Raw genomic sequence first — 26351 nt, forward strand, 5'->3', positions numbered from 1 at the left:
GAAGCATGTCCTCTGCTGCCGATGTTCCCGCGCACCTCGTTCTGTCTCGCCGCGATCTCGAGTTCCTCCTCTACGAGTGGCTCGACGTCGAGTCGTTGACCGAGCGGAAGCGTTTCTCCGACCATTCCCGCGAGACGTTCGACGCGGTGATGGAGCTCAGTGAGCAGATCGCGGTGAAGCACTTCGCGCCGCACAACAAGAAGGCGGACGCGAACGAGCCGCACGTCGGCGAGGACGGCAAGGTCGTCCTGATTCCCGAGGTCGAGCAGGCGCTGAAGGTATTCAACGACGCCGGCCTCATCTCCGGGCAGTTCGACGACTCGCTCGGCGGCATGCAGCTGCCGACCACGGTGTCGAAGGCGTCGCTTGCGTGGTTCCAGGCCGCGAACACCGGCACCGCGACCTATCCCTTCCTCACGATCGGCAACGCCAATCTTCTCATCGAGTACGGCAGCGAGGAGTTGGTCGACGCCTACGTCCGGCCCATGCTCGAAGGTCGTTTCCACGGGACCATGTGCCTGTCCGAGCCCGGTGCCGGATCATCGCTCGCGTACATCACCACCAAAGCCGTCGAGCAGGGTGACGGCACCTACGCGGTGACCGGAACCAAGATGTGGATCTCGGGCGGCGAGCACGAGCTCGGCGAGAACATCGTGCACCTCGTCCTCGCCAAAATTCCCGGCGGTCCGGCGGGTGTGAAGGGCATCTCGCTCTTCGTCGTACCGAAGACGCTGGTGAACGCGGACGGGTCGCTGGGCGAGCGCAACGACGTGAACCTCGTCGGCCTGAACCACAAGATGGGGTACCGCGGAACCACCAACACGCTCCTCGCATTCGGCGAGAACGGTGGCGCCACAGGCTATCTCGTCGGCGAGCCGCACAAGGGCCTGTCGTACATGTTCAAGATGATGAACGAGGCGCGCATCGGCGTCGGCATGGGCGCGACCGCGCTGGGCTACACCGGCTACCTGCACTCGGTGGCGTACGCCCGGGACCGTGCGCAGGGCCGGCCCGTCGGTGACAAGGATCCGGCCGCCCCGCAGGTGCCGATCATCGACCACTCCGACGTCCGCCGCATGCTGCTCGCGCAGAAGTCCTACGTCGAGGGCGGTCTGGCCCTGGGCCTGTACTGCTCGCGACTGGTCGACGAGCAGATCACCGGCGAGCAGGACGCGGCGGATCGCGCCGGGTTCCTCCTCGACGTGCTCACCCCCATCGCCAAGGCGTGGCCGTCGCAGTGGTGCCTCGAGGCCAACAACCTCGCGATCCAGGTGCACGGTGGATACGGCTACACCCGCGACTACAACGTCGAGCAGTTCTACCGCGACAACCGTCTCAACCCCATTCACGAGGGAACGAACGGCATCCAGGGCCTCGACCTCCTCGGACGCAAGGTCGTCGCGCAGGGCGGCCGCGGGCTCCAACTCCTCGTCGAGACCATCACGGAGACCATCGACGCGATGTCGGGCGAGTACGCCGACGCCCTGCGAGCGGCAGTGGATCGCCTCGTGGCCGTCACCGGCACGCTGTGGGGTCAGGGCGACGCCGAGGTGGCGCTGGCCAACTCGTCCGCGTACCTCGAGGCGACCGGTCACGTCGTCGTCGCGTGGCTCTGGCTCGACCAGCTCCGCGCGATCGGCGACAAGGAAGGCGCCTTCTACGACGGCAAGCGCGTCGCGGCGCAGTACTTCTTCCGGTACGAGCTCCCCAGGACGGGCCCGCAGTTCGACCTGCTCGAGAACCTGGACCGTACGACGCTGGACCTCGACACCGCGGTTCTGTAGGGCAGCGCTTGCCGGGTGTGGTGCTGCCGGGCGCACCGCGCGGTGTTGCGCGCACCGTTCAGCGTGCGCAGAGAGTCGGGCGCTGCGCGTGGGGAGGCACCGCACTCCGGGTGGTGCGGTGCGCGCCTGATCACGGGTGCTGCCGGGCGCACCGCGCGGTGTTGCGCGCACCGTCCAACCTGCGCACACCACCGCGCGCAGCGCCCGGACGCCCGGCGACGGTACCCAGTAATCCCAGTCACACCTACCTGGTCAGGTCGCGCAGCGACTGCTTAGATACAAGATGTGCGCAACACAGATGCAACCGAGACGTCGTCCGACCGGGCGTACGCGACGGTCAAGGAGCTCATCGTCTCCGGCGAGCTGCCGGGCGGGGAGCTGATCAGCGAGGGGCAGATCGCCGAGCGCACCGGCACCAGCCGCACCCCGGTCCGCGAGGCCTTCCTCAGGCTCGCGGCCGAAGGATGGATGCGGCTCTACCCCAAGCGCGGGGCCCTCGTGGTTCCCGTCGCCCCCGACGAGGCCACCCATCTCGTCGCCGCCCGTCGACTGGTCGAGACCGGATCGCTCGAGGCATTCGCGCACGACTCGGGCAGCCGGGCCTCCGCCGCCGCACAGATGCGGGAGAGCCTCGACCGGCAGTGCGTTCTCGCGGTGGCGGGCGACTCCCTCGGCTTCGCTGCCGAGGACGCAGACTTCCACACCATCGTCGTCACGCACGGGGACAACCCGCTGCTGTCGACCTTCTACTCAGGATTGCGCGACCGGCAGCGCCGCATGACCGCGAACTCCGTGGCGCGCAATCCGGACGTGTTGGCGTCGATCATCGACGACCACACCCGTCTCACCGCACTCGTCGAGCAGGGCGACGTCGCCGCGTACGACGACGCCCTCTCCCTCCACATGGCAGCCACGCACGCGCTGCCGCGTGCCTCGCGACCGGCCTCCGGCCTGCCCGACGGAATCCGCTGAAGGACCCCACCATGACCGTTCTCGACCGCACGACCACCACCCGCACCTGGCTGCCCGTGGCGCTCGGCATGCTCGCCGTCGCCTGGGGCGGCAACGAGTTCACGCCGCTCCTCGTGATGTACCGCGAGGGTCACGGCTTCTCGCCCGTCGTCGTCGACGTGTTCCTCTTCGCCTACGTCGTCGGCATCGTGCCGGCCCTGCTGATCGGCGGCCCGCTCTCGGATCGCTACGGACGGCGGCCGCTCATGGTGCCCGCGCCGGCCGTCGCCGCCGCGGGATCTCTCGTCATCGCCCTCGGCGCGCACTCGGCCCCGATCCTCGCGACCGGCCGCGTGCTCAGCGGCATCGCGTTGGGACTGGGCATGGCCGTCGGCGGCAGTTGGTTGAAGGAGCTGTCCGCGGACGGCTCGGGGGCCCGCCGCGCCGCGATGTCGCTCACGGGCGGATTCGCCACGGGCGCAGGGGTCGCCGGGGTGCTCGCGCAGTGGGCGCCGTGGCCCGAGGTGCTGCCGTACCTGGTGCACGTCGCGTTGGCAGCGCTGGCCACCGTGGCCCTGCTCGGGGTGCCCGAGACGCGAGCGCGCGCGGTGGACGGCGCCTCGTTGCTGTCCGATCTGCGCATCCCGTCGGCGGGTCACCGTAGGTTCGTGTCCGTCGTTCTTCCCATGGCGCCGTGGGTCTTCGGCGCGGCCAGCGTCGCGTACGCAGTGCTGCCCGGTCTGATGGCCGACCACTCCGGCGCGTTCCCCATCGCGTTCTCCGCACTGCTCGGCGTGGTCGCGCTGTCGTCCGGCTTCGCCATCCAGGCTGTCGGCCGACGCATCGACACCGCGTCGAGTGCGCGCGCCGTCCTGGTCGCGCTGGGGATCATCGTCGTCGGCATGGTGCTGGTCTCGGTCGCCGCCGACGTGCTGACGATCCCGATGGCGCTGCTCGCCGCCGCGGTGCTCGGGTGCGGCTACGGCATGGCGATGGTGTCGGGCCTGCAGGAGGTGCAGCGCATCGCGGGACCGCGTGATCTGGCCGGACTCACCGCGGTGTTCTACTCGGTGACGTACCTCGGCTTCGCGGTGCCGGCGATTCTGGCGCTGCTCGTGCAGGAGTTCCCCGGCGCGATCACCTACCCCGAACTGTTCACGGCCGGTGCGGTTCTCGCCGCGATCTCATTGGCGCTCGTCGCGACGAGAACGCGGTCGCACCTGCCGTCAGGGCAGTCGGGGTAGCCGCTTCTTCTCGAGCCAGGACTCCCAGAACTCGTCGGTGCTGCCGTACTGCTTCGCCAACCCGACGAAGTCCGACGTCGCCACGGTGGCGTGGCGGAAGGTCGTGGTCCACTCGCGGATCAGATCGAAGAACGCCGCGTTGCCGATGGTGCGCCGAAGTGCGTGCAGGGCAAGGGCTCCGCGCTTGTACACGCGGTCGTCGAACATGTCCTCCGGTCCCGGATCTCCCAGCACGATGTCCTGCGGAAGGGACGACAGGCGGCTGTGTGCGCGGGTGGCCTCCTGGTGCGCGGACGGTCCGCCCGAGCTCTCCGACCAGATCCACTCGGAGTAGCAGGCGAAGCCCTCGTGCAACCAGATGTCGCTCCACCGCGCGATGGTGAGGCTGTTGCCGAACCACTGGTGCGCCAGTTCGTGGGCGACGAGTCGCTCGTACTCGCGGTCGCCGTCACAGTGATTGGCGCCGAAGATCGACAGCGTCTGTGCCTCGACGGGGATCTCCAACTCGTCGTCGGTGACGACGACGGAGTACGACTCGAACGGATAGGGGCCGAACGACTCGACGAACGTCTCCATCATCTGCTGCTGACGGCCGAAGTCGTGATCGAAGTTCTGGCGCAGATGCGCCGGCAGGATCGCGTCGATCGGCACGGGGGAGTCGCTGACCCGGTGTTTCTCGTACTGGCCGATCTGCACGGTCGCGAGGTACGAAGCCATCGGTTCGGGCTGGTCGTACACCCAGGTGGTGCGCGAGGACTTCACGTCCTTCCGCGTCAGTGTCCCGTTCGAGACGACGTGGTACGGGGAGTCGGCGGTGATCGAGAGGGTGTACGCCGCTTTGGAACTGGGATGGTCGTCGCACGGGAACCACGATGCAGCGCCGTTGGGTTGGCTCGCGACGAGGGCGCCGTCGGTGAGCTCCTCCCACCCGACCTCGCCCCACACGCTGCGGATCGGTGCGGGGTTGCCGCTGTAGGCGACGGTGGTGGTGAAGGAGGCACCCTCGTCGATCGCACGCTGCAGCGTGACCGTCAGCTTGCCGCCCCGGTGGGTGAATCGGACACCGCGCATGCCGGCGACACTCACCTTGGACGGGCTGAGCGCCGGACCCATGTCGAGGGAGAACTTGGTGATCGACCGGGTCGCGACAGCGTGCACGACGGCCTTGCCGGACAGGCGGTTCGACTGCACCTTGTACTCGAGGTCGAGCTCGTATCGCTCGACCGAGTACCCCCGGTTGCCGTTCTGCGGCAGGTACGGGTCGATGGGAGAGTCCGGCATCACTTCTCGGTCCAGGGTGCGATGGGGTTGCCCTGCCACCGGCTCGACTCGGGGACGGTGTCGCCGCGCATCACCAGCGAGGCCGGTCCGACCGTGGCACCCGCCCCGATTCCCGCTGCGGGCAGTGCGACGCAATGCGGGCCCAGCGTGGCTCCCGCCCCCAAACTCACCGTGTCCATGCTCATGATCCGATCATGGAACAGATGTGTCTGCACGACGCACCCTCTGTTGACGGTGGCACCGTCGCCGAGCGTGATGAGGTCGGCCTCCGGCAGCCAGTAGGTCTCACACCAGACTCCCTTCCCGATGTGGGCGCCGAGCCAGCGCAGCCACAGGTTCAGCACCGGGGTTCCCTCGGCGGCGCGGGCGAACCACGGTGCCGCGACGACCTCGACGAATGTGTCGGCCACTTCGTTGCGCCACACGAACGAACTCCACAGCGGGTGCTCCACCGCACCGATGCGGCCGACGAGCGACCACTTGGCGACGGCGGAGATTCCGGCCGCGACGGCGCCGGCGATCAGCAACACGACACCGCTGAGCAGGGCGGCGGCCCAGTAGCCCAGCGTTCCGGCGATCCAGGTCAGGGCGGCGAGGACGCCGAACCCGATGCCGAACGACACGACGACGGGCACGAGTCGACAGGTCTCGACCACGGCGCGGGCGATCTTGAGTCGCCGCGGCGGGTCGAAGGTGCGGGTGGTGTCGGACGAGTTGGGCGCTCGGCGCAGGCGCACCGGCGGGCTGCCGAGCCACGACGATCCCGACTTCGCCTTGGCGGGTGCGGCCGACAGCACGGCGACGAGGCCGTTCTTCGGCACGCGTCGACCCGCGGCCGCCATGCCGGAGTTGCCGAGGAACGCACGCTTGCCCACCTTGGCCTCGCCGAGCAGCATCCAGCCGCCGCCGAGCTCGTAGCTGGCGATCATGGTGTCGTCCGCCAGGAACGCACCGTCGCCGACTGTCGTGAACTTCGGGACCATCAGGACCGTCGACGCCTCCACGTCCTTGCCGATGGTCGCGCCGAGCAGCCGGAGCCATCCCGGAGTGAGCAGACTCGCGTAGAGCGGGAAGAGGAATGTACGGGCCGAGTCCATCAGGCGTTCGGTGGCCCACACCTGCCAGCCGATGCGACTGCGTACCGCGTGGTGGCCGGGAATCAGCCCGATCGACAGCAACCGCACGGACACGAGCGTGACCGCTGCGAAGACGAGCAACGACACCGCGGTGGCGGGAGCGAGCAGCGCCAGCCCGAGGCCGATCGCACCGGGCAGCGTGGTCGCGTGCGCGACTCCGACGGCGACGAGGAGCAGGCCCGCGGCAATGGACAGGAGGGGAAGTCCCGACAGCAACAGCGACGTCACGCCGTAGACGGGCACCCAGCCGCGACCGCGCGGCGGCGCCTCGTCCGGCCACGGGTGCATCGCCTTGCCGACCTTCGCGGCGGGCGAGCCGGACCACTGCTGACCGGCCTTGACCTTGCCGGAGACGGCCGATCCCGCGGTGATCTCGGCGCGGCGGCCGATCCTGGCTCCGGGGAGCAGGGTCGACCGCGCACCCACCGTCGCGCCGGCACCGACCTCGATCGAGCCGATGTGCACGACGTCGCCGTCGATCCAGTAGCCGGACAGGTCGACCTCCGGCTCGAGCGAGCAGCCGTCACCGAGAGTCAGCATGCCGGTGACCGGAGGCAGGGTGTGCAGATCGACGTCGCGGCCGACGGTCGCACCGAGTGCGCGGGCGTAGTAGACCATCCACGGCGCGCCCGACAGGTTCGAGGCACCGCTGGCGTCGGTCAACCGGTTGGCGGTCCACAGCCGGAGGTGCACGCTGCCGCCGCGCGGATGGGCGCCCTCCGTGACACCGCGCATGAGGAGCCGCGATCCGGCGACGGAGATCGCCATCCGGCCCACGGGCGTCACGAACAGCAGGAACCCGAGCGCGAGCCACCACCAGGACACCGTCGGCAGCCAGGGGCGGGGAGCGAACCAGCTGAACGTGTTCGCCATGATGCCGAGCCAAGTGACCCACTGCAGCCCGGTCAGCGTCGTCAGCGGCAGGGTCGCGAGGACCTGCACCACCTGAGCCGTCCGGGGTGTGGGGACGACGATGCGCTTCTCGGTCACCGGCGGGGGGACGAGCGAGTCGAGCAACGCGACGAGCGAGCCGAGACGCGGATGGTCGTAGAGCTGCGCCACCGTGATCTCGGGGAAGCGCTCGCGCAATCGAGTCACGAGCAGTGCGGCCGAGAGCGATCCGCCACCGGCAGCGAAGAAGTCCGAGTCCAGGGATCCGATCTCGGCGCCCAGCACGTCGCTCCACAGCTCGGCCACCCAGCCGGCGGTCCCGGCGAGAGAGGCGTCGTCCGGAGTCGAGCCGCGCTTGGGCAGCGGCCACGGCAGGGCCGCGCGGTCGACCTTGCCGGACGTGCGGGTGGGCAGTTCGTCGACGAGTGCGAGACGCGGAACCATCGCGGCGGGAAGCTGTTCCGCGAGGAGTTCGCGCGCGCGGACGAGGTCGAACTCCGGGTCGGTGCTGGCGAGATAGCCCACCAGCACGGGTGTTCCGGAGCCGGTGGTCCGCACGGCGGCGGCAGCGCCGCTGACGCCGGGGAGGGCCTGCAGGGCGTTGTCCACCTCGCCGAGCTCGATGCGGCGCCCGCCGACCTTCACCTGATCGTCGGCGCGGCCCTGGAAGAGCAACCCCTCGAGCTCGAGCCGCACGAGATCGCCGCTGCGGTAGGCGCGGTCCCATCCGAGAGTCGCCATGGGAGCGTACTTCTCGGCGTCCTTCACCGGATCGAGGTAACGCGCGAGGCCGACGCCGCCGATGACGAGCTCGCCCACCTCGCCCACCGCGACCGGCTCCTCGTCCGGGCCCACGACGGCGAGGTCCCATCCGTCGAGCGGCAGCCCGATGCGCACCGGTCCGACACCGTCCATGAGAGCTGCGCAGGCGACGACGGTGGCCTCGGTGGGGCCGTAGGTGTTCCAGACTTCGCGGCCCGGAACAGCCAGTCGCTCAGCGAGATCCGGCGGGCAGGCCTCGCCGCCGAAGATGAGCAACCGAACGTCCTCGAGCGCTTCGCGAGGCCACAGCGCCGCGAGGGTCGGCACCGTCGACACCACGCTGATGTCACGTGCGACGAGCCAGGGGCCGAGGTCCATGCCGCTGCGCACGAGGGACCGAGGCGCGGGAACGAGGCAGGCGCCACTGCGCCACGCGAGCCACATCTCCTCGCACGACGCGTCGAACGCCACGGAGAGCCCCGCCAGCACCCGATCGCCCGGGCCCATCGGTCGGTCCTGCAGGAACAGTCGTGCCTCGGCGTCCACGAACGCCGCCGCGTTGCGATTGCTCACCGCGACGCCCTTGGGCTTGCCGGTCGAGCCCGAGGTGAAGATGACCCAGGCGTCGTCGTCGGGTGTGGGACGGCCGACCGGGCGCCCGGTCCCCGCGGTGTCGGTTCGGGTGACGCCGCCGTCCGCGATGATCGCGGTGACGCCGGCCTCCGAGAACACCAGCTCGGCGCGCTCGTCCGGGTCGTCGACGTCCACCGGGACGTAGGCCGCACCGGCGGCGATGACCGACAGGATGGCCGCGTAGAGCGAGTAACTGCCCGACGGCATGCGGACCCCGACGCGATCGCCGGCGCAGACGCCGTGTCGGGACAGCCACCGAGCGCCCTCGTCGATGTTGTCGAGCAGTTCGCTGTAACTGATGGTGGTGTCGCCGTCGTCGATGGCCGGCGCATCGGGGAATGCCCGCGCGGTGTCCTCGAGGATGTCGACGAGGGTGCGCACCGGGGCCGCCATGGAGGAACGGAGGTAGGCCTCGGGAACACGGGTCTGCAGTGACAAGACGAACGGCCTCTCGCATCGAACAGGGACGACGGAACGCTGGCGGGTGTGACGACACGTTATTGCACGCTCAGTTTGCGGGTTGGTGAACAACTCCGCCGACCCGGCGCGCGTGCGGCGAACCAGTTGACAACTCGAGCGACCGTTTGCCATCCTGCTTCCAGGTCACGAGTACCAGCATCAAGCCCCGGCTCGCTGGTCGGCAACCCTCCTCCGCGGTGGGGTGCTCCGGGTGACGACCTGGCCGCGCTCCGACGACGGAGGCGGCAAGCGCGGATCGACGCCTCTCGTCAGATCGCGGCCCTCGTGCCGTGCGTCGATCCCTCGACGGAGGGATTCATCATGACCACAGTTCTGCAGCGCCCCATCGCATCCGTGCACGGCCGCGACCAGCAGGTGACGTGTGCCGACGGCCGCACCACTCGCAGCATCGATCTCGACTACGCGGCCAGCGCTCCCGCGCTCGACGCGGTGGTCGAGCGAGTCCGAGAGGTGTTGCCGCACTGCGCGAGTGTGCACCGCGGCGCCGGCCACAAGTCGCAGGTCTGCACCCGGGAGTACGAGTCCGCCCGGAACACGGTGCACCGCTTCTGCGGCGCGGATCCCGACGACGTGGTCGTGTTCACGCGCAACACCACCGACGCGCTGAATCTTCTGGCGGGCTGCGTTCCGGGGGACACGGTGGTGTTGGACATCGAACATCACGCGAATCTGCTGCCGTGGCGGAACCGCCGGGTGGTGCGATCGGCGGACTCGGTCGAGGAGACTCTGACTCGGCTCGGCGACGAACTCGCGTCCAGACCTGCTGCGCTGCTTGCCGTCACGGGTGCCTCCAACGTGACGGGCGAGATCCTGCCCCTCGATCGACTCGCGGATCTGGCGCACCGGCACGGTGCCCGCATCCTCGTCGACGGGGCACAACTCGTTCCGCACCGCGCCGTGGACATCACCGCGGCGGGCATCGACTACCTGGCTTTCAGTGGTCACAAGCTGTACGCGCCCTTCGGAGCGGGAGTGCTCGTGGGACGGCGTGACTGGCTCGACGTGGCCGAGCCGTATCTCGCGGGTGGTGGAGCCACCCGGCACGTGTCCGTCCTCGGTGCGTCGGTCGACATCGACTGGGCGCCGTCCCCGGCGCGGCACGAGGCCGGCACCCCCAATCTCCTCGGTGCCGTCGCGATCGCTGCGGCATGCGACGAGATCGGCGCGATCGGCCACGGCGCCATCGCTGCCCACGACCATGAGTGCACGGACGCCCTGCTCGGCGGACTCGCCGCTCTGGCCGGTGTATCGGTCCTCCGCCTGTGGAGCGACTCCGCCGACATCGTCGGCATCGTGTCCTTCACCGTCGACGGTGTCGACGCGGGTGCACTCGCCACCGCGCTGGCCGATGATCACGGCATCGCGGTGCGGGCCGGGAAGTTCTGCGCCCATCCCCTCCTCTCGCGGGTCGGCGCGGCCGACGGTGCCGTGCGGGCGAGCATCGGGCTGGGGACCACCGCCGACGATGTCGACCGGTTCGTGGAGGCGGTGCGTGTGACGTGCCTCTCACTGCGGGATCGCGTCACCACCGGATCGTTAGCATCAGCATCATGACGAGGAGCAGGTTGTGGGGTCGACGACACGTCGATCTCTGCCGTGCGACCTCGAGCGCCTGTCCGGTCCGGTGATCGTGCGACTCACTTCACCTCACAGCCACCGCTGCACCCACGACTGACTGGACAACTCATGACCACGGTGTCTTCCGACTCCCTCGTCTTCCTCGACGGCGTCTCCGAGCCCTCCCCGGACGTCGTCCGTTTCTCCGCCGCCGATCTCTCCGAGGCCCAGAGCCGCTACGCGACCCTCAAGGCCGAGCACCCCGGTGCTCGTGTCGTGGTGGACATCGACGTGCACATCGCCGCCGACGCCCGGACCGCGCGCCGCGAGGTGCTGGCGTCGGACAGCAAGCCTCGCCCCGGCACGCTGCAGTACGTCGGCACCGCGTCGGGTCTCGCGGGCCTCGTCGCCGACATCGTGACGGTCGACGTGGCGGACGGCGTGACTCTGCGTCCGGTGGTGGAGCAGACACGGGAGTCCGTGGTCCGGGCCATCACCACCGAGGTCGTCCCCGCCCTGGAGGTCCGGCGCCTGCGCGCGTCCTGAGGCTCAGACGTCGCGGGCCTCGGGGCCCATGTCCACAGCGAGCCCGGCGGTGATGCGCAGCAGTTCGGGGTAGGTCGTGCGAAAGAGGGTCGCGGGGTGACCCGCTGCGGCCCACAGCCGTTCGAAGCGTTCCAGCGCCGTGTCGACGAACGTCGGGAGATTCGTGGGGTGGCCCACGGGCGCGATCCCGCCCACAGGTTGCCCGGTGGCGTGTTCGACCACGTCGATCGGTGCGCGGGTCAGCGTGCCCTCGAGACGTCGACCGGTGGCATCGAGGTCCACGTTGTGTGCACCCGACACCAGCAGCAGCACCGGGTCGGTGTCGAGCAGGAACACCAGCGACTTGCAGACGGCACCGAGCGGGACCCCGCTGACCGCCGCGGCCCGACGCGCCGTGTGCGTCGGCTCCGGTTGCGTCACGATCACGCCGTGATGACCTCGAGCGATCAGAACGTCCGACACGTGTGCCGCAGCGGGATGGTGGATCCGCGTCATGGTCGCAGGATAGTCAGTCCACGCCGCCGCGACATCCGGTGAGCGGGAGCGCTGGCTATCCTGACCGGATGACACACACGGATGCGTGGAAAGCCTTCACGGTGACGACCGACGCTCATGTCGCGACGGTGACCCTCGTCGGCCCGAACAAGGGCAATGCGATGGGTCCCGACTTCTGGTCGGAACTGCCTCTCGTCTTCTCCGCGCTGGACGCGGACCCGGAGGTACGCGCCATCGTGCTCGCCGGCTCGGGCCGCAACTTCAGCTACGGTCTCGACCTGCCCGCCATGGCAGGCGATTTCGGTGCGGTCATGGGGGACAAGGCGCAGGCCGGTCCGCGCAGCACGTTCCACGACATGATCAAGCGCATGCAGGCGTCGATCAACGCGGTGGCCGACTGCCGCAAGCCCGTGGTGGCCGCCGTGCAGGGGTGGTGCATCGGCGGTGGGATCGATCTCATCTCGGCCGCCGACATCCGCTACGCGAGTGCGGACGCGAAGTTCAGTGTGCGCGAGGTGAAGGTCGCCATCGTGGCGGACATGGGGTCGTTCGCCCGTCTGCCCGCGATCATCGGCGACGGTCATCTTCGCGAACTCGCGTTGACCGGAAAGGACATCGACAGTGCCCGGGCGCAGCAGATCGGTCTGGTCAACGACGTGTTCGACGACGCGGAGGCCGTGCTCGCCGCAGCGCGTGCCACGGCCACCGAGATCGCGGCGAACCCGCCTCTCGTGGTGCACGGGATCAAGGCGGTTCTCGACCACGGTCGCGTTGCGGCAGTGGAGGATTCGCTGCGCTACGTCGCCGCGTGGAACGCCGCGTTCCTGCCGTCCGAGGATCTGACGGAGGCCATCACCTCGGTGTTCGAGAAGCGCCCCGCGTCGTTCCAGGGCAAGTAGAGAGACCCCGGTGGAACGGCCCGATCAGCGGAAGGCGCTCTTCGGGTCGTTCCACAGCTGATCGGTGAAGTCCTCGAGGACGACGAGCACCACCGAGTCCTCCGCGCGGCGCAGGATCGACTTGCTCGCCCGGACCTGGAGGATGTCGCCCTTCGAGTCCGTCATGCGCCAGAGCGAGTCGGCGCGGGTGGCGACGGTGGTCAGGAACGTCTCGGCGATGTTGACGCCGAGCGGTTCGTTGGCCGGGAAGATGTCCTGCAGTGTCAGGGTCTCGCTCGACCGGGGGGACTCCTCGTCGAAGCCCATCAGTTCGTCGAAGGCCTCGTTGGCGAAGACGACCGTGCCGCCGGGTTCGACGGCGAGGACGGCCAGCGGGATGCGGTCGAGCACGACGGTCACCGGCAGAGACGGGAACTGCGTCGTGGTCGAGACAGCCTCGGACGTGGGATTTCTCCGGTCGCTCACAGCGTCACTCATCGGTGGTACCGCACCCTTACGTCGTGGCTCGTCGTCCTGACACGGCCCGGGGGACCGCGGATGCGATGCTATCAGCGGACAGCACCGCATCCGGGTTTCCGAACGTCTTAGTGCTCGCCCTGATTCTTCAGTCGCTCGACCGATGCCTCGAACTCCGCCTCGGCCTCGGCGCGACCGACCCAGTTGGATCCGGTGACGTGCTTGTTGGGCTCGAGATCCTTGTAGTGCAGGAAGAAGTGCTCGATCGCGTCGAGCTCGAACTGCGAGACGTCCGAGAGATCCTGGATGTGGTCCCACCGCGGATCGCCCGCCGGGACGCACAGCACCTTGTCGTCGCCGCCGGCCTCGTCGACCATCTTGAACATCGCCACGGGGCGAGCCTCGACGAGGACGCCGGGGAACACCGACTCCGGCAGCAGGACGAACGCGTCGAGCGGATCGCCGTCCTCGCCGAGGGTGTTCTCGATGAAGCCGTAGTCCGCGGGGTAGCCCATCGCCGTGTAGAGGTAGCGGTCCAGGCGCACTCGCCCGGACTCGTGATCGACCTCGTACTTGTTGCGCTGACCCTTGGGGATCTCGATGGTCACGTCGAACTTCACGTCCACTGTCCTTTGCTCGGTGGCCCTCGTACCTGCTCGGTGGCCACGTACTGTCGTGCAGTCGTCTGTCGGGCGCATCGAAGGACGCGCCGGTGGTCAGACAGTAACCGGCCGCGTCGATAGGGTGCGAGGAGAGGGGCACCGCCGGAGAACGGCCACGGGCCCGCGAGTGGAGGAGAGACGTGAGCTCAGGGAAGCGGCCGTCCGGCACGCCGTTACGCACGCGCGTGCTGCTGATCGTTGCCTCGGTCGTGGTGCTCGTGCTGGCGATCGTCGGCGTCGCACTCATCACTCCCACGCTCTCCGAGGACTCGACGTCCGTGGCGACGTCGCCCGAGCCGTCGCCCGTTCTTCCCGCCCCGCAGGTGGTTCCGGTCTCGCCCGACGCTCCGAAACCGAGCCCGGCGGGCCTCGCAGCCGTGCTCGCCGCACCGCTGCGCAATCCCGATCTGGGCCGCTTCACCGGATCCGTCGCGGACGCGATCACCGGCGAGGTGCTGTGGAGCGCCGATGCGGACACCCCCATGACGCCGGCGTCGACCACCAAGATCCTCACGGCCGCGGCCGCCATGATGGCGCTGCCCGCAGACCATCGCGTGACCACCAAGGTCGTGGCGGGCGACGCGGCCGGCCAGGTGGTCCTCGTCGGTGACGGCGACCCCACGCTCACGGCGGAGCCGGTCGGACGACCCGGGTTCTACGACGGGGGAGCCCGCATCGACGACCTCGCCGAACAGATCCGCAGGTCCGGCACCACCGTCACGTCCATCGCCGTGGACGGCGGCGCGTACTCGGGGCCGGAGCAGGCGCAGGGCTGGTTCCCCGGCGACGTGGCCGCCGGATACATCGCACCCATCGAACCGATCACCCTCGACGGGGGTCGCTCGGTACCGACGGTCGACGAGTCGCCACGCAGCGCCACTCCCGGTCTCGACGCCGGTCGGGCGTTGGCACGCGCTCTCGGCCTGGACCCGGCCGTCGTGACGGACGGTCGCGCGCAGTCCGGTGCCGGATCTCTCGCGACGGTGCAGTCCGCGCCTCTGCGGCAGCGGCTCGGGCAGATGCTGGGGTTCTCGGACAACGTGCTCGCGGAGGCCGTCGGGCGCGAGATCGCCGAGGAGGTGGGTCGACCGGCATCGTTCGACGGGGCCACCGACGCCGTTCTGGAGACACTGCAGAAGAACGGCGTCGACGTCACCGGGGTCACGCTCGAGGACACCAGCGGACTCTCCGTCGACAATCTCATTCCTGCTCGGGTGCTCGGCGCACTCGTCACCCGGGCCGCCGGGTCCGGTACCGAGAACCTTCGGCCGATGCTCGACTACCTGCCCGTCGCCGGCGCCACGGGTACGCTCGCCGCCCGCTACGCGTCGGGTGACCGTACGGCCGCCGGGTGGTTGCGCGCCAAGACGGGAACGCTCTCGACCGCCAGTGCGTTGGCCGGATACGTGACCGACGAGAGCGGCCGGGTGTTGACGTTCGCGTTGATGTCCAACGACAAGCCGCCCGAGGTCGGTCGTCCGGCCCTGGACGCACTCGCGTCGACGCTCCGCTCCTGCGGCTGCACCTGACCGGTCGATTCCGAGAGAGAACAGGGGTGAGGGCATGTCCGACACTGGTGTGATCGATTGGGGTCTGGCGGCCCGGACGGGCGCCCGGCTCGCACCGCGGGGGCCGAAGACGTCGCGGTACACCGCGGACGCGGCGCTGCGCGAGCTCGCGGACGCGTCGGTGCGCGCCGAGGGCCCCGTCCGCGAGGTCACGGGACTCGCCGACGGTCTGCCGGTCCCCGCGGCGCGCGTGCTCGATCGGCCGGAGTGGATCGCCGCCGCGTCCGAGTCGATGCGGCACCTGGTCAGCGACTCCGACGGCGACGACAGTGCGTTCCTCGGCGGCAAGCCGGGCGGCGTGCAGGCGGGCGCGATGCTGGCGTTCCTGTCGACGGCCATTCTCGGGCAGTACGACCCCTTCACCGGGCCGGACGGCACGCTGCTGCTGGTGGCACCGAACATCGTCTCCGTCGAGCGGTCGCTTCGCCTGCGGCCCAGCGACTTCCGGCTGTGGGTGTGTCTGCACGAGGTGACGCACCGCGTGCAGTTCTCGTCGTCGCCGTGGCTCGCGGGCTACATGAAGGACAACGTCACCACGCTGCAGGGCGGCGCGGACGAGCCTCTGGCCGACGTCGTGGGACGCCTCGCGGCGGCGGTGCGGTCCCGCGGGCAGGACGGCGGCGACGGCGGCATCATCGGTCTGCTCCGGGCGACGCAGGCACCCGCACAGCAGGAGGCACTCGATCGTCTGCTGGTGCTCGGAACGCTGCTCGAGGGCCATGCCGACCACGTGATGGACGCGGTGGGTCCCGCGGTGGTGCCGTCGGTCTCGGCGATCCGCAAGGCCTTCGACGCCCGTCGCACGCGGAAGCAGAACCCGGTGCAGCGCGTGATCCGCGCACTGCTCGGGATGGACGCGAAGATGGCGCAGTACGTCCGCGGCAAGGCGTTCGTCGACGCCGTCGTCGGCCAGGTGGGCATGGAGCGCTTCAACACGGTGTGGACCGACGCGGACACGTTGCCGCTGCTCTCCGAGATCGAGGCGCCGGAGAAGTGGACGCAGCGAGTTCTGGGATGACCGGCGTCCCGGCGTGACCGGGGCACGCCCGATGCCGGAGGGCCCGCACCTGCTCACGGTGCGGCGGGCGGTGCGCTCATGGTTCCGTGAGCACTGCCCGGAGCGCAGTGTCGTCGTCGGTCTGTCGGGGGGTGCGGACTCGCTGGCGCTCACCGCCGCCTGTGTGGCCGAGGGCGCGCAGGTGCACGCCGTGGTCGTCGACCACGCGCTGCAGGCGGGTTCGGCCGACGTGGCGCACAGGGCCGCCGAGCAGGCACGAGACCTCGGGTGTTCCCGCGCCGAGGTGAGGACCGTGTCGGTGACCGGGGCGGGTGGACCCGAGGCCGCGGCCCGGCGCGCCCGGTACGCCGCTCTCGACGCGGTCCGCGGTGACCGCCCGATCCTGCTGGGCCACACGCTGGACGATCAGGCCGAGACCGTCCTGCTCGGACTCGCCCGCGGATCCGGGTCCCGATCGCTGCGGGGGATGGCGGCCTGGGACCCGCCGCGAGGTCGGCCGCTGTTGACCGTGCGCCGCGAGTCCACCGTCGGCGCGTGCGCCGAACTGGGTCTCGCCGCGTGGGACGACCCGCACAACCTCGACCCGTCCTTCGTCCGGGTCCGACTCCGCGGCGAGGTGCTCCCGCTGCTGGAGGACGTGCTGCACGGCGGCGTCGCCGGCGCGCTCGCGCGCACCGCCGACCAGCTGCGCGAGGACGGCGCCGTTCTCGACGCACTCGCCGCGGACATCGCCGTGTCCGCCCGCGTCGGCGACGCGCTGGAGGTGTCCGCCCTCGTGGAGGTGCCGGGTGCACTCCGTCGGCGGGTGATCCGTGAATGGCTGGCCGACCGGGGAGTGCCGCTGCGCAACGAGGCGCAGGTGCGCGCCGTGGACGATCTCGTCGGCGCGTGGCGCGGCCAGGGCGGCGTCGCCGTGGCCGGGGGCGGCCCGGTCGAGAGGTTGGTCGTCGAGAGACGACGTGGCAAGCTCGACCTGGTTCGGTGGACCGGCCGGGCCGCGAGCGAGTGAAGGGACACCCGTGTACGAGGGCGACATCGCATCGATCCTGATCTCCCGAGAGGAGATCGACAAGCGTATCGCCGAGCTGGCCGAGGAGATCGCCGCTCGCTATCCGGTGGGGGCTCCCGAGGGTGATCTGCTGCTCGTCGGAGTTCTCAAGGGCGCCATCATGTTCATGACGGATTTCGCACGCGCACTGCCGATCCCGAGCCAGCTCGAGTTCATGGCGGTCAGTTCGTACGGATCGTCCACGTCCTCGTCGGGCGTCGTCCGCATCCTCAAGGACCTCGACCGCGACATCCACGGCCGCCACGTCCTCATCGTGGAGGACATCATCGACTCCGGTCTGACGCTGTCGTGGTTGATGAAGAACCTCGCCACGCGCCAGCCCGCATCGCTCGAGGTGGTCACCCTGCTCCGCAAGCCCGACGCGGTGAAGGTGGACGTCGACGTCGCGAACGTCGGCTTCGACATCCCGAACGAGTTCGTCGTCGGCTACGGACTCGACTACGACGAGCGTTACCGCGACCTGCCCTACATCGGACTGCTGGAACCCCGGGTCTACGGAGGCTGATCGAATGTCGCGCGAACAGGTCGGCCCCACCGCCACGTCCATCGCGGACGACGTCCGGAACGGCCGGGTCCAACCTGCCGCGGTCGCCCGAGAAGCGTTGGACCGCATCGCCGCTCGGAACGACGACCTGCACGCGTTCGTCGTGGTACGTCCCGACGAGGTGCTCCGGGAAGCGGACGCCGTCGCTGTTCGCGCGGATCTGCGCGCCCTGCCGCTCGCCGGCGTCCCGGTGGCGATCAAGGACAACGTCGCGGTGGCGGGCTACCCGATGCGCAACGGATCGCTCGCGACGTCCGACACGCCCGCCGCCACGGACCACCCGGTGGTCGCGCGCCTGCGCGGCGCGGGCGCTGTGGTCGTCGGTCTCACGTCGGTTCCCGAGCTGTGCCTGTGGGGTGCGACGGACGGCGCCGACGGTATCGCCCGCAATCCGTGGAACCGTGACCTCACTCCGGGCGGATCGTCCGGTGGCGCTGCCGCCGCGGTCGCCTCGGGCATGGTGCCCGTCGCCCACGGCAACGACGGCATGGGCTCCATCCGGATCCCGGCCGCGAACTGCGGACTGGTCGGCATCAAGCCGGGGTTCGGCCTCGTCCCGTCCGAACTGGGCAACGGCTCGTGGTTCGGCATGTCGGAGAACGGCCCGCTGACCACGACCGTTGCCGACGCGGCGCTCCTGCTGTCGGTCATGGCGGACGATCCGGATCTCGCCTACGTCGACGCTCCCGAGACCACGCGCATCGGGGTCGCCGTGGAGTCGCCGTCGCCGATCGTGCGAGTGGATCCCCACTTCCGGCAGGCCGCACTCGACGTCGCCCGGGAGCTCGAGCGGATCGGGCACCGCACCAGCACCGCAGCGCTGCCCTACCCGGCGAGTCCACTCGGGCAGCTCGCCCGCTGGACGGCCGGCGGAGCCGCGGACGCCGCCGGGCTCGACGTGTCGGCGCTGCAGAAGCGAACCCGTCGCCACATCGCGGTGGGTCGGCGAGCGGCACGGTTCGTGCGGCCGTCGCAGACCGAGACGCTCACGCGACGCATGCGCTCGTACTTCGAGAGTGTCGACGTGGTGCTGACGCCGGCGCTCGCCGCGCCGCCGATCCGTGCGGACCGGTGGAGCGAGCGCGGGTGGGCAACCAACATGGCGGCCAACATTCGCTACGCACCCTTCGCGGCACCGTGGAACCTGCTGGGGTGGCCCGCCGTGAGTGTGCCCGCGGGACTCCATCCCGAGTCGGGGACTCCGCTGGCCGTGCAGCTGGCGGGCCCTCCCGGGTCCGAGCGTCGACTGCTGGCGCTCGCGGCACAGATCGAACAGCATCGGCCCTGGCCACGCACCGCGGCCGACCGGTAACACTCGTCACGCGCCGCGGTGCGCGGGAACCTCACCGCGTGTCGGCGCGTTGACCGAGATGTGCGCGCCGCCCGGCCGTCCGCATCCGCGGTAACCTGGCTTGTCCGGTGCGCAACCGGCAACGATCGAGAACTGCTGCCGGCCGACCGACGCGAACCATGACCACCTGCCTGTGAGTCCGACTGCCATCGAGGGCGACGCTGTATGAACCGCAAGACTTTGTTCCGCAACCTGGCGATAGTCGCCGGCATCCTGTTGGTGATCTTCGCCTTCAGCTACTTCGGCGACGACACGCGGGGGTGGAAGAGTGTCGACACGTCGGTCGCCGTCGCGCAGCTCGACGACCAGAACGTGCAGACCGCGCAGATCGACGACCGCGAGCAGCAAGTCCGTCTGACGCTGAAGAGCGGCAACGACGCCACCGGCAACGAGACGCAGATCATCTCGCAGTACCCGGACGCCGCGTCGCAGCAGATCTTCGACAAGGTCGCCGCGTCGGGTGCCGAGAGCTACGACACCGAGGTGACGCAGGACAGCTGGTTCACGTCGATCCTGGTGTTCCTGCTCCCCATGATCATCCTGCTGGGCATCTTCATCTTCGTGATGTCGCGCATGCAGGGCGGCGGGCGTGGCGGTGTGATGGGCTTCGGCAAGTCCAAGGCCAAGCAGCTCACCAAGGACATGCCGAAGACGACGTTCGCGGACGTAGCAGGCGCGAACGAAGCGGTCGAAGAGCTCTACGAGATCAAGGACTTCCTGCAGAACCCGGCCCGCTACCAGGCCCTCGGCGCGAAGATCCCCCGCGGCGTGCTGCTCTACGGCCCTCCCGGAACCGGCAAGACGCTGCTTGCCCGCGCCGTCGCCGGTGAGGCCGGCGTGCCGTTCTTCACCATCTCCGGTTCCGACTTCGTCGAGATGTTCGTCGGTGTCGGTGCCTCACGTGTGCGCGACCTGTTCGAGCAGGCCAAGCAGAACAGCCCCTGCATCATCTTCGTCGACGAGATCGACGCCGTCGGTCGCCAGCGCGGGGCCGGTCTGGGCGGCGGACACGACGAGCGCGAGCAGACTCTCAACCAGCTGCTGGTCGAGATGGACGGCTTCGGTGAGCGCACCGGCGTCATCCTCATCGCCGCGACCAACCGCCCCGACATCCTCGATCCCGCGCTGCTGCGCCCGGGTCGTTTCGACAGGCAGATCCCGGTCGGCGCCCCCGACCTCGCAGGACGCCGCGCGATTCTCGCGGTGCACTCGAAGGGCAAGCCGATCGCGCAGGACGCCGACCTCGAGGGTCTGGCCAAGCGCACCGTCGGTATGTCGGGCGCGGATCTCGCGAACGTCATCAACGAGGCCGCACTGCTGACGGCGCGGGAGAACGGCACCGTGGTCACCGAGGCCGCTCTCGAGGAGTCGGTGGATCGCGTCATCGGCGGACCCCGCCGCAAGAGTCGCATCATCAGCGAGCACGAGCGCAAGATCACGGCGTACCACGAGGGTGGTCACACCCTCGCGGCGTGGGCGATGCCCGACATCGAGCCGATCTACAAGGTCACCATCCTCGCCCGCGGCCGCACCGGTGGTCACGCGATGACGGTGCCGGAGGACGACAAGGGTCTGATGACGCGCTCCGAGATGATCGCGCGCCTCGTCATGGCGATGGGCGGCCGCGCTGCCGAGGAGCTCGTCTTCCACGAGCCGACCACGGGAGCATCGTCCGACATCGACCAGGCCACCAAGATCGCTCGCGCCATGGTCACCGAGTACGGCATGAGCAGCAAGCTCGGCGCCGTCCGGTACGGCCAGGAGCAGGGTGATCCGTTCCTGGGCCGCTCGATGGGCGTCCAGTCCGACTACTCGCACGAGGTCGCCCGGGAGATCGACGGGGAGGTGCGCAACCTCATCGAGGCCGCGCACACCGAGGCGTGGGCCATCCTGAACGACTACCGCGACGTCCTCGACATCCTGGCGACCGAGCTGCTGGAGCGCGAGACGCTCACGCGCAAGGACCTGGAGAAGATCTTCACCGGCGTCGAGAAGCGTCCCCGCATCACGGCCTTCAACGACTTCGGTGATCGAGTTCCGTCGTCCAAGCCGCCGGTGAAGACCCCGCGCGAGCTCGCGACCGAGCGCGGGGAGCCGTGGCCGCCCGTCTCGATCGTCAAGGAGCCGAGCTACGCCGGTCAGGCCCAGAACGGTCAGGCACAGAACGGCCAGAACGGCCACGCCCAGAACGGGCATGGCCAGAACGGTAACGGTCAGAACGGGCAGGGCCAGAACGGGCATGGCCAGAACGGGTCGACCCCGAACGGTCAGGGTGGAGCACATCGCGGCGGCCGTCCCGGCTCCTCGATGCCCGACTACGGCGCACCGGCCGGTTGGTCCGCACCGGGATGGCCTCCTCGCGAGAACGAGGCACCGCGGTACCCGGAGCCGCAGGGTTACGGGCAGCCGCAGGGTTACGGGCAGCCGCAGGGCTACGGCCAGCCGCAGGGCTACGGCCAGCCCCAGGGTTACGGGCAGCCTCAGGGTCAGGGTGACCCGCAGGGCTACCAGGGTCCGCGTGGGTACCAGGAACCGCGCGGGTACGACGAGCCCCAGCCCTACCAGGAACCGCAGCCATACCAGGAGCCGCATCCCTACCGGGAACCGCAGGCGTACCAGGAACCGCAGCCGTACGGGCAGTACCCCGGTGCGGGTGTGGGGGAGCCGGCTCAGCCCGAGCCGCGTTACCGCAACCCGCAGAACCCGGAGGGGCAGTACCAACCTCCGCGTGACGAGGCCGAGGATCCCCAGCTGCCGCCGAACACCCAGCGGTGGGAGGGCCCGGACGCGCGCTAGAGTCGCTCGTCCGACCCTCTCGTCCGTGCGGCCGCACCCGCCCGCACATCACCTCCGGCTGCTCGGATCCATCGGCAGCGCGGCCGTCAGCGAAGGGACCTCCCGTGTCCGTCAACCAAGCCGATCAGTCGATCGACGAGCCTGTGTCCGTGGTGTCCGGTCGGACGTTCGATCAGGAGCGCGCCGAGGCGGCCGTCCGTGAGCTGCTGCTCGCGGTGGGTGAGGACCCCGAGCGCGAGGGGCTGAAGGACACCCCGGCTCGAGTGGCGCGTGCATACAGGGAGATGTTCGGCGGACTGTTCGTCGATCCTGACGAGGTGTTGGGAACGACGTTCGACGAGGCGCACCGCGAGCTCGTCCTCGTGCGGGACATTCCGATGTACTCGACGTGCGAGCACCACCTGGTGTCCTTCCACGGCGTCGCGCACGTCGGCTACATCCCGGGTAAGTCGGGCCGGGTGACGGGCCTGTCGAAGTTGGCGCGGGTCGTCGACCTGTACGCGAAGCGGCCACAGGTGCAGGAACGTCTCACCTCGCAGGTCGCCGACGCGATGATGCGCAAGCTCGAACCGCGCGGAGTCATCGTGGTGATGGAGGCCGAGCACCTCTGCATGGCGATGCGGGGAATCCGTAAGCCGGGCGCCAGCACCACCACCTCCGCCGTGCGCGGTGTGTTCCAGTCCAGCGCGGTGTCCCGGTCCGAGGCGCTGGATCTCATTCTTCGCAAGTAGGCACCGCTCGTGTTCACGCTTCCGCACGCCGACGGGCCCGTGGTGATGGGCGTCGTCAACGTCACGGCCGACTCGTTCTCGGACGGCGGCCGCTGTCTTGACGTCGACGCCGCGGTGCGGCACGGCCTCGAACTGCACGCCGCGGGTGTCGACGTCGTCGACGTCGGGGGCGAGTCGACGCGCCCCGGCGCCGACCGGGTCGACCCGTCCGTCGAGGCGGAGCGCGTCGCACCGGTGATCGCGGAGCTGGTGGCCCACGGCGTGTGCGTCAGCGTCGACACGATGCGGGCGTCCGTGGCGAGTGCGGCGATCGGTGCGGGCGTGTCCATCGTCAACGACGTCTCCGGTGGCCGCGCCGATCCCGACATGGCGGGTGTCGTCGCCGATGCCGGTGTCGCCTGGGTGCTGATGCACTGGCGATCCACCGTCGACTGGACCCATCGACCCGGCGCCGCCGAGGAGCACGACTACGGCGACATCGTCGAGGACGTGCGCAGCGGACTTCTCCGCCAGGTCGACGCGGCCGTGGCCGCCGGGGTGGACAGTTCCCGCATCGTCCTCGATCCGGGGCTCGGCTTCGCCAAGAACGCGGAGCACAACTGGGCGTTGCTCCGCCGACTCGATCGTCTCGTCGACACGGGCATTCCCGTGCTGGTGGGTGCGTCCCGCAAACGATTCCTCGGCACTCTGCTCGCCCGCGACGGGCAGCCTCGCCCTCCGCACGGCCGCGACGCTGCGACGGCCGCGATCTCGGTGCTGTCCGCCGTGGCGGGCGCCTGGGGGGTGCGCGTCCACGACGCCGTCGGCACTCTCGACGCTCTCGCCGTGCACCGGCAGTGGCACGGCCCGACCGAACCGAAAGGAACGACATGACCGATCGCATCGAGCTGCGCGGATTGACCGTGCGCGGCAATCACGGTGTCTTCGACCACGAGAAGCGCGACGGTCAGGACTTCCTGGTCGATCTCGTCGTCCACATGGATCTCGCCCCGGCCGCGGCATCGGACGACCTGACGAAGACGGCGCACTACGGTGAGCTGGCCGAGGCCGCCGCCGCGGTGATCGCGGGTCCGAGTCGCGATCTCATCGAGACGGTCGCGAGCGAGATCGCCGACGGTGTCCTGACGGATCCGCGCGTGGAACGCGTCGAGGTCACCCTGCACAAGCCGTCGGCTCCGATCCCCCTGACCTTCACGGACGTGGCCGTCGTGGTCACCCGATCGAGGTCTGCATGACCCGCGCGGTGCTTTCGATCGGGAGCAACATCGGGGACAGCGAACAGCAGTTGCGGGCCGTGGTCGAGGGTCTCGGAGACGCCGTCGTCGCAGTGTCGACCGTGTTCGCCACCGCCCCGTGGGGCGGCATCGACCAGCAGGACTTCCTCAACGCCGTCGTGATCGTGGACGACGAGAACACCGACTGCCGGGGCTGGTTGCGACGGGGACAGCAGTTGGAGACGGCCGCTCACCGCGAGCGGGTGCAGCGCTGGGGACCGCGGACCGTCGACGTGGACATCGTCGTGTGCGACGACGTCGTCAGTGACGATCCCGACTTGATCCTTCCGCATCCCCTGGCGCACGAGCGTGCCTTCGTCCTCGCACCGTGGCTGGACGCCGACCCCGATGCCGTGCTGCATGGCCGGTCGGTACGCGACCTGCTGGCCGAGCTGCCGGAGTCCGAACGTGCCGGCGTGCGACGCACGGAGACACGGCTGTGGGATCCGGTGCGCTGCGGGAGTGCCGGCGGTGACTCCACGTGAGCCCGACGCGTGTGCGCGATCTCGTCGCGCTCGCGGCGTTCGCCGTGGTGGCCACGTGGATCCTCGCCTCGTCCTTCTACGGTTCGGTTCCGCCGATCTCCACGTTCGCGGGTGCCTCGCTGTATCCGGTGGCGGGCGTCCTCGTGGTCGTGGGACTGCTGGTGCGGTCCCGATTGCGCACCCGCAGGATCGGCCCGGGGCCCGGCCAGCTGCATCCGATCACGGTCGCGCGCGCCGTCGCGCTGGCCAAGGCCGCGGCCCTCGTCGGTGCAGCGGCGGCGGGAGTATGGGCCGGTCTGCTGATCCATCTGTTACCGCTGCGATCTTCGGTACGCGCGGCCTCGGAGGACACGCCGGGAGCGCTCGTCGGCCTCGTCGCCGGAATCGTCGCCGTGGCCGCTGCCTTGTGGCTCGAGCACTGCTGCCGGACACCGGACGACGGAGCCGACGAGCCCGCCCACTGACACGATCGCGGCCGTCCTCGGACACCCCGTCCGTGCATGGTGAAGTGCGACAGCCGCCCGAGCCGTTACCCTGGGATTCATGACGGACACCGGCAGGAGCAAGGCGAACCGTCGCACGAAACGCGGCGGCAACCACACGGCTCTCGCCGGTCTGGTTCTGCTGGGCGTGGTGGCCAGCGTTCTGATGATCCTCAGTGACAGCGTTCCGCTGCTGCGCGTGGGCATCGTGGCAGCGCTGTGGGCCGCCGTTCTCGGCGCGTTCGCGATGACGAAGTATCGCCGCGACGCCGCGGTGGATCAGATGAAGGCGCGCGATCTGCAGACCGTCTACGAGCTCCAGCTCGAGCGGGAGATCGCCGCGCGCCGCGAGTACGAGCTCGGCGTCGAGTCCCGGGTGCGCGCCGAGATCGGTGCCGACGGCGACGAGATGCGTGCTCTCCGAGCCGAACTCGCGTCTCTGCGCCGCAGTCTCGAGATGCTGTTCGACGGTGAGTTGCCGGACGACCGTGCTGCCATCGCCGGCGAGGCGATGCGGATGCGGGAGCTGGCAGAGCGCTCCTACAGCGGCTACGAGCCGGCGCCGTCGGGTCTGTACGTCCCCGGATCGCGCACCCGCCCGCCGAGCTTCGCCCCCGATCCGACCTACTCCCGGCCCGGGTTCGCCACTCCCTTCGACGACCCGGTCACGGCGGAGACGTCGGTCATCGGCGGCGAGTTCGATCACGACGGCACCTTCCATCCGGCACCCGCACAGCAGTCGTCCGCACAGCAGGTACCGCGCACCCCCGAGTGGAACCCGTCGAGTCACCGCGCCGACAGCATCCCCGTCGCCCCCGAGCCGGACCCCCTTCCCGAGCCGGAACCCGAGCCCGAGCCGGAACCGCTGCCGGAACCCGAACCCGACCCCGAACCCCTGCCGGAGCCCGAGCCGCTCCCCGAACCCGAGCCGCAGCCCGAACCCGACCCGCTGCCGACCCTGGACGTCGAACCCGAACCCGAGCTCCCCGCGCCCGCTGCACCCACGCAGTCGGGCGGTCGACGACGCGCTGCGGATCCGGACGTCGAGTCCGACGCACCGGTCGACGCAGGATCGGGAGCACATTCGAGTGGGCGCTCTGTCGCGGACATCCTCGCGGGGATGGGCACCGCGGACGCGTCGACAGGATCGGGTCGCCGGCGCCGCCGTGCCGAGTAGTGGCCTCGCCGAGTGAAATCTGCGCCGCGGGTGTGACCGGCGTCGCATGGCGGTCGGTCGACGCCGGACACTAGTGTGG

The 26351-nt window shown here is 69.9% G+C and carries 24 protein-coding genes and 1 riboswitch; of the genes, 19 read left to right on the forward strand and 5 right to left on the reverse strand.

Annotation, left to right across the window (positions count from 1 at the left end; translation table 11 throughout):
- The first annotated feature begins 5 nt into the window (after positions 1 to 5).
- The 3 genes from HQ325_RS01510 (at position 6) to HQ325_RS01520 (ending at position 3979) form a co-directional block, all read left to right on the forward strand.
- Entirely contained in the window at positions 6 to 1784 is a 1779-nt protein-coding gene (locus tag HQ325_RS01510) for an acyl-CoA dehydrogenase (protein ID WP_222626413.1), read from the forward strand.
- A 285-nt stretch (positions 1785 to 2069) separates the two neighbouring features.
- A complete protein-coding gene (locus HQ325_RS01515; protein ID WP_222626414.1) occupies positions 2070 to 2756 on the forward strand; it encodes a GntR family transcriptional regulator in 687 nt (228 codons plus the stop codon).
- A gap of 11 nt (positions 2757 to 2767) precedes the next feature.
- Positions 2768 to 3979: an MFS transporter gene (locus HQ325_RS01520; protein WP_222626415.1), complete on the forward strand. Its 1212-nt coding sequence runs from the start codon at positions 2768 to 2770 to the stop codon at positions 3977 to 3979.
- Here the strand turns inward: HQ325_RS01520 and HQ325_RS01525 are convergent.
- Both HQ325_RS01525 and HQ325_RS01530 read right to left on the reverse strand, forming a co-directional pair.
- Positions 3962 to 5260 carry a M1 family metallopeptidase gene (locus HQ325_RS01525; protein WP_222626416.1) on the reverse strand — a complete coding sequence of 433 codons (1299 nt, stop codon included), beginning with the start codon at positions 5258 to 5260 and terminating at the stop codon, positions 3962 to 3964. The two genes, HQ325_RS01520 and HQ325_RS01525, sit on opposite strands and share 18 nt — an antisense overlap.
- The gene (locus HQ325_RS01530; protein WP_308014212.1) at positions 5260 to 9120 is read right to left on the reverse strand and encodes a Pls/PosA family non-ribosomal peptide synthetase; all 3861 of its coding nucleotides are present in this window, start codon (positions 9118 to 9120) and stop codon (positions 5260 to 5262) included. The genes HQ325_RS01525 and HQ325_RS01530 overlap by 1 nt, the downstream gene beginning before the upstream one ends.
- A gap of 163 nt (positions 9121 to 9283) precedes the next feature.
- A riboswitch (SAM riboswitch) is annotated at positions 9284 to 9399 on the forward strand.
- Positions 9400 to 9462: 63 nt separating this feature from the next.
- Here HQ325_RS01530 and HQ325_RS01535 point away from each other — a divergent pair.
- The 3 genes from HQ325_RS01535 to HQ325_RS01540 are packed head-to-tail and all read left to right on the forward strand — an operon-like array spanning position 9463 to position 11265.
- Positions 9463 to 10716, forward strand: a complete 1254-nt coding sequence (locus tag HQ325_RS01535; protein ID WP_222626417.1) for an aminotransferase class V-fold PLP-dependent enzyme — start codon at positions 9463 to 9465, stop codon at positions 10714 to 10716.
- Complete coding sequence (locus tag HQ325_RS22920) at positions 10713 to 10790, forward strand: putative leader peptide (protein ID WP_371831743.1); 78 nt, start codon at positions 10713 to 10715, stop codon at positions 10788 to 10790. The genes HQ325_RS01535 and HQ325_RS22920 overlap by 4 nt, the downstream gene beginning before the upstream one ends.
- 58 nt (positions 10791 to 10848) lie before the next feature.
- Positions 10849 to 11265 carry a hypothetical protein gene (locus HQ325_RS01540; RefSeq protein WP_222626418.1) on the forward strand — a complete coding sequence of 139 codons (417 nt, stop codon included), beginning with the start codon at positions 10849 to 10851 and terminating at the stop codon, positions 11263 to 11265.
- 3 nt (positions 11266 to 11268) lie between these two features.
- On the opposite strand, the gene HQ325_RS01545 is transcribed toward HQ325_RS01540, so the two are convergent.
- Positions 11269 to 11760: a YbaK/EbsC family protein gene (locus tag HQ325_RS01545; protein WP_222626419.1), complete on the reverse strand. Its 492-nt coding sequence runs from the start codon at positions 11758 to 11760 to the stop codon at positions 11269 to 11271.
- Between the two features lie 68 nt (positions 11761 to 11828).
- Here HQ325_RS01545 and HQ325_RS01550 point away from each other — a divergent pair, with 68 nt between their 5' ends.
- Complete coding sequence (locus HQ325_RS01550) at positions 11829 to 12659, forward strand: crotonase/enoyl-CoA hydratase family protein (RefSeq protein WP_222626420.1); 831 nt, start codon at positions 11829 to 11831, stop codon at positions 12657 to 12659.
- A 24-nt stretch (positions 12660 to 12683) separates the two neighbouring features.
- On the opposite strand, the gene HQ325_RS01555 is transcribed toward HQ325_RS01550, so the two are convergent.
- Together HQ325_RS01555 and HQ325_RS01560 are read right to left on the reverse strand one after the other, a co-directional pair.
- Complete coding sequence (locus HQ325_RS01555) at positions 12684 to 13136, reverse strand: histidine kinase (protein WP_222626421.1); 453 nt, start codon at positions 13134 to 13136, stop codon at positions 12684 to 12686.
- 107 nt (positions 13137 to 13243) lie between these two features.
- Positions 13244 to 13735, reverse strand: a complete 492-nt coding sequence (locus HQ325_RS01560; RefSeq protein WP_222626422.1) for an inorganic diphosphatase — start codon at positions 13733 to 13735, stop codon at positions 13244 to 13246.
- 182 nt (positions 13736 to 13917) lie between these two features.
- Between HQ325_RS01560 and dacB the strand changes: the two genes are divergently transcribed.
- The 12 genes from dacB to HQ325_RS01620 all read left to right on the forward strand — a co-directional run bounded on the left by dacB (position 13918) and on the right by HQ325_RS01620 (position 26272).
- Positions 13918 to 15306: a D-alanyl-D-alanine carboxypeptidase/D-alanyl-D-alanine-endopeptidase gene (gene dacB / locus HQ325_RS01565; protein ID WP_308014213.1), complete on the forward strand. Its 1389-nt coding sequence runs from the start codon at positions 13918 to 13920 to the stop codon at positions 15304 to 15306.
- A gap of 34 nt (positions 15307 to 15340) precedes the next feature.
- The gene (locus tag HQ325_RS01570) at positions 15341 to 16363 is read left to right on the forward strand and encodes a zinc-dependent metalloprotease (protein WP_222626423.1); all 1023 of its coding nucleotides are present in this window, start codon (positions 15341 to 15343) and stop codon (positions 16361 to 16363) included.
- A 31-nt stretch (positions 16364 to 16394) separates the two neighbouring features.
- On the forward strand, positions 16395 to 17372 hold the full coding sequence (gene tilS / locus HQ325_RS01575; protein ID WP_222628769.1) for a tRNA lysidine(34) synthetase TilS: 978 nt from the start codon (positions 16395 to 16397) through the stop codon (positions 17370 to 17372).
- A gap of 10 nt (positions 17373 to 17382) precedes the next feature.
- Positions 17383 to 17937 carry a hypoxanthine phosphoribosyltransferase gene (gene hpt, locus HQ325_RS01580; protein WP_027506476.1) on the forward strand — a complete coding sequence of 185 codons (555 nt, stop codon included), beginning with the start codon at positions 17383 to 17385 and terminating at the stop codon, positions 17935 to 17937.
- A gap of 4 nt (positions 17938 to 17941) precedes the next feature.
- Positions 17942 to 19288: an amidase gene (locus HQ325_RS01585; RefSeq protein WP_222626424.1), complete on the forward strand. Its 1347-nt coding sequence runs from the start codon at positions 17942 to 17944 to the stop codon at positions 19286 to 19288.
- A gap of 204 nt (positions 19289 to 19492) precedes the next feature.
- Positions 19493 to 22123 carry an ATP-dependent zinc metalloprotease FtsH gene (ftsH, locus tag HQ325_RS01590; RefSeq protein ID WP_222626425.1) on the forward strand — a complete coding sequence of 877 codons (2631 nt, stop codon included), beginning with the start codon at positions 19493 to 19495 and terminating at the stop codon, positions 22121 to 22123.
- Between the two features lie 104 nt (positions 22124 to 22227).
- Positions 22228 to 22854 (forward strand): GTP cyclohydrolase I FolE, encoded by a 627-nt coding sequence (gene folE, locus HQ325_RS01595; protein ID WP_027506473.1) that lies wholly within the window; start codon positions 22228 to 22230, stop codon positions 22852 to 22854.
- A gap of 45 nt (positions 22855 to 22899) precedes the next feature.
- Positions 22900 to 23727, forward strand: coding sequence for a dihydropteroate synthase (folP, locus tag HQ325_RS01600; RefSeq protein WP_222628771.1), 828 nt, complete (start codon positions 22900 to 22902; stop codon positions 23725 to 23727).
- Positions 23724 to 24089: a dihydroneopterin aldolase gene (folB, locus tag HQ325_RS01605; RefSeq protein ID WP_204869743.1), complete on the forward strand. Its 366-nt coding sequence runs from the start codon at positions 23724 to 23726 to the stop codon at positions 24087 to 24089. The genes folP and folB overlap by 4 nt, the downstream gene beginning before the upstream one ends.
- The gene (gene folK / locus HQ325_RS01610; RefSeq protein WP_222626426.1) at positions 24086 to 24613 is read left to right on the forward strand and encodes a 2-amino-4-hydroxy-6-hydroxymethyldihydropteridine diphosphokinase; all 528 of its coding nucleotides are present in this window, start codon (positions 24086 to 24088) and stop codon (positions 24611 to 24613) included. The genes folB and folK overlap by 4 nt, the downstream gene beginning before the upstream one ends.
- A complete protein-coding gene (locus tag HQ325_RS01615) occupies positions 24610 to 25077 on the forward strand; it encodes a DUF3180 domain-containing protein (protein WP_222626427.1) in 468 nt (155 codons plus the stop codon). Before folK ends, HQ325_RS01615 begins: the two co-directional genes overlap by 4 nt.
- A 79-nt stretch (positions 25078 to 25156) precedes the next feature.
- Entirely contained in the window at positions 25157 to 26272 is a 1116-nt protein-coding gene (locus tag HQ325_RS01620) for a DUF6779 domain-containing protein (protein WP_222626428.1), read from the forward strand.
- Positions 26273 to 26351: the final 79 nt, after the last annotated feature.

It is taken from the genome of Rhodococcus sp. BP-349 (assembly GCF_019835845.1).
GTDB lineage: Bacteria > Actinomycetota > Actinomycetes > Mycobacteriales > Mycobacteriaceae > Rhodococcoides.

Coding starts and splice junctions, on each gene's coding strand:
- HQ325_RS01510 (WP_222626413.1), top strand. CDS start 6: ATGTCCTCTGCTGCCGATGTTCCCGCGCACCTCGTTCTGTCTCGCCGC.
- HQ325_RS01520 (WP_222626415.1), top strand. CDS start 2,768: ATGACCGTTCTCGACCGCACGACCACCACCCGCACCTGGCTGCCCGTG.
- HQ325_RS01525 (WP_222626416.1), bottom strand. CDS start 5,260: ATGCCGGACTCTCCCATCGACCCGTACCTGCCGCAGAACGGCAACCGG.
- HQ325_RS01535 (WP_222626417.1), top strand. CDS start 9,463: ATGACCACAGTTCTGCAGCGCCCCATCGCATCCGTGCACGGCCGCGAC.
- HQ325_RS22920 (WP_371831743.1), top strand. CDS start 10,713: ATGACGAGGAGCAGGTTGTGGGGTCGACGACACGTCGATCTCTGCCGT.
- HQ325_RS01540 (WP_222626418.1), top strand. CDS start 10,849: ATGACCACGGTGTCTTCCGACTCCCTCGTCTTCCTCGACGGCGTCTCC.
- HQ325_RS01545 (WP_222626419.1), bottom strand. CDS start 11,760: ATGACGCGGATCCACCATCCCGCTGCGGCACACGTGTCGGACGTTCTG.
- HQ325_RS01550 (WP_222626420.1), top strand. CDS start 11,829: ATGACACACACGGATGCGTGGAAAGCCTTCACGGTGACGACCGACGCT.
- HQ325_RS01555 (WP_222626421.1), bottom strand. CDS start 13,136: ATGAGTGACGCTGTGAGCGACCGGAGAAATCCCACGTCCGAGGCTGTC.
- HQ325_RS01570 (WP_222626423.1), top strand. CDS start 15,341: ATGTCCGACACTGGTGTGATCGATTGGGGTCTGGCGGCCCGGACGGGC.
- tilS (WP_222628769.1), top strand. CDS start 16,395: ATGCCGGAGGGCCCGCACCTGCTCACGGTGCGGCGGGCGGTGCGCTCA.
- HQ325_RS01585 (WP_222626424.1), top strand. CDS start 17,942: ATGTCGCGCGAACAGGTCGGCCCCACCGCCACGTCCATCGCGGACGAC.
- ftsH (WP_222626425.1), top strand. CDS start 19,493: ATGAACCGCAAGACTTTGTTCCGCAACCTGGCGATAGTCGCCGGCATC.
- folP (WP_222628771.1), top strand. CDS start 22,900: ATGGGCGTCGTCAACGTCACGGCCGACTCGTTCTCGGACGGCGGCCGC.
- folB (WP_204869743.1), top strand. CDS start 23,724: ATGACCGATCGCATCGAGCTGCGCGGATTGACCGTGCGCGGCAATCAC.
- folK (WP_222626426.1), top strand. CDS start 24,086: ATGACCCGCGCGGTGCTTTCGATCGGGAGCAACATCGGGGACAGCGAA.
- HQ325_RS01620 (WP_222626428.1), top strand. CDS start 25,157: ATGACGGACACCGGCAGGAGCAAGGCGAACCGTCGCACGAAACGCGGC.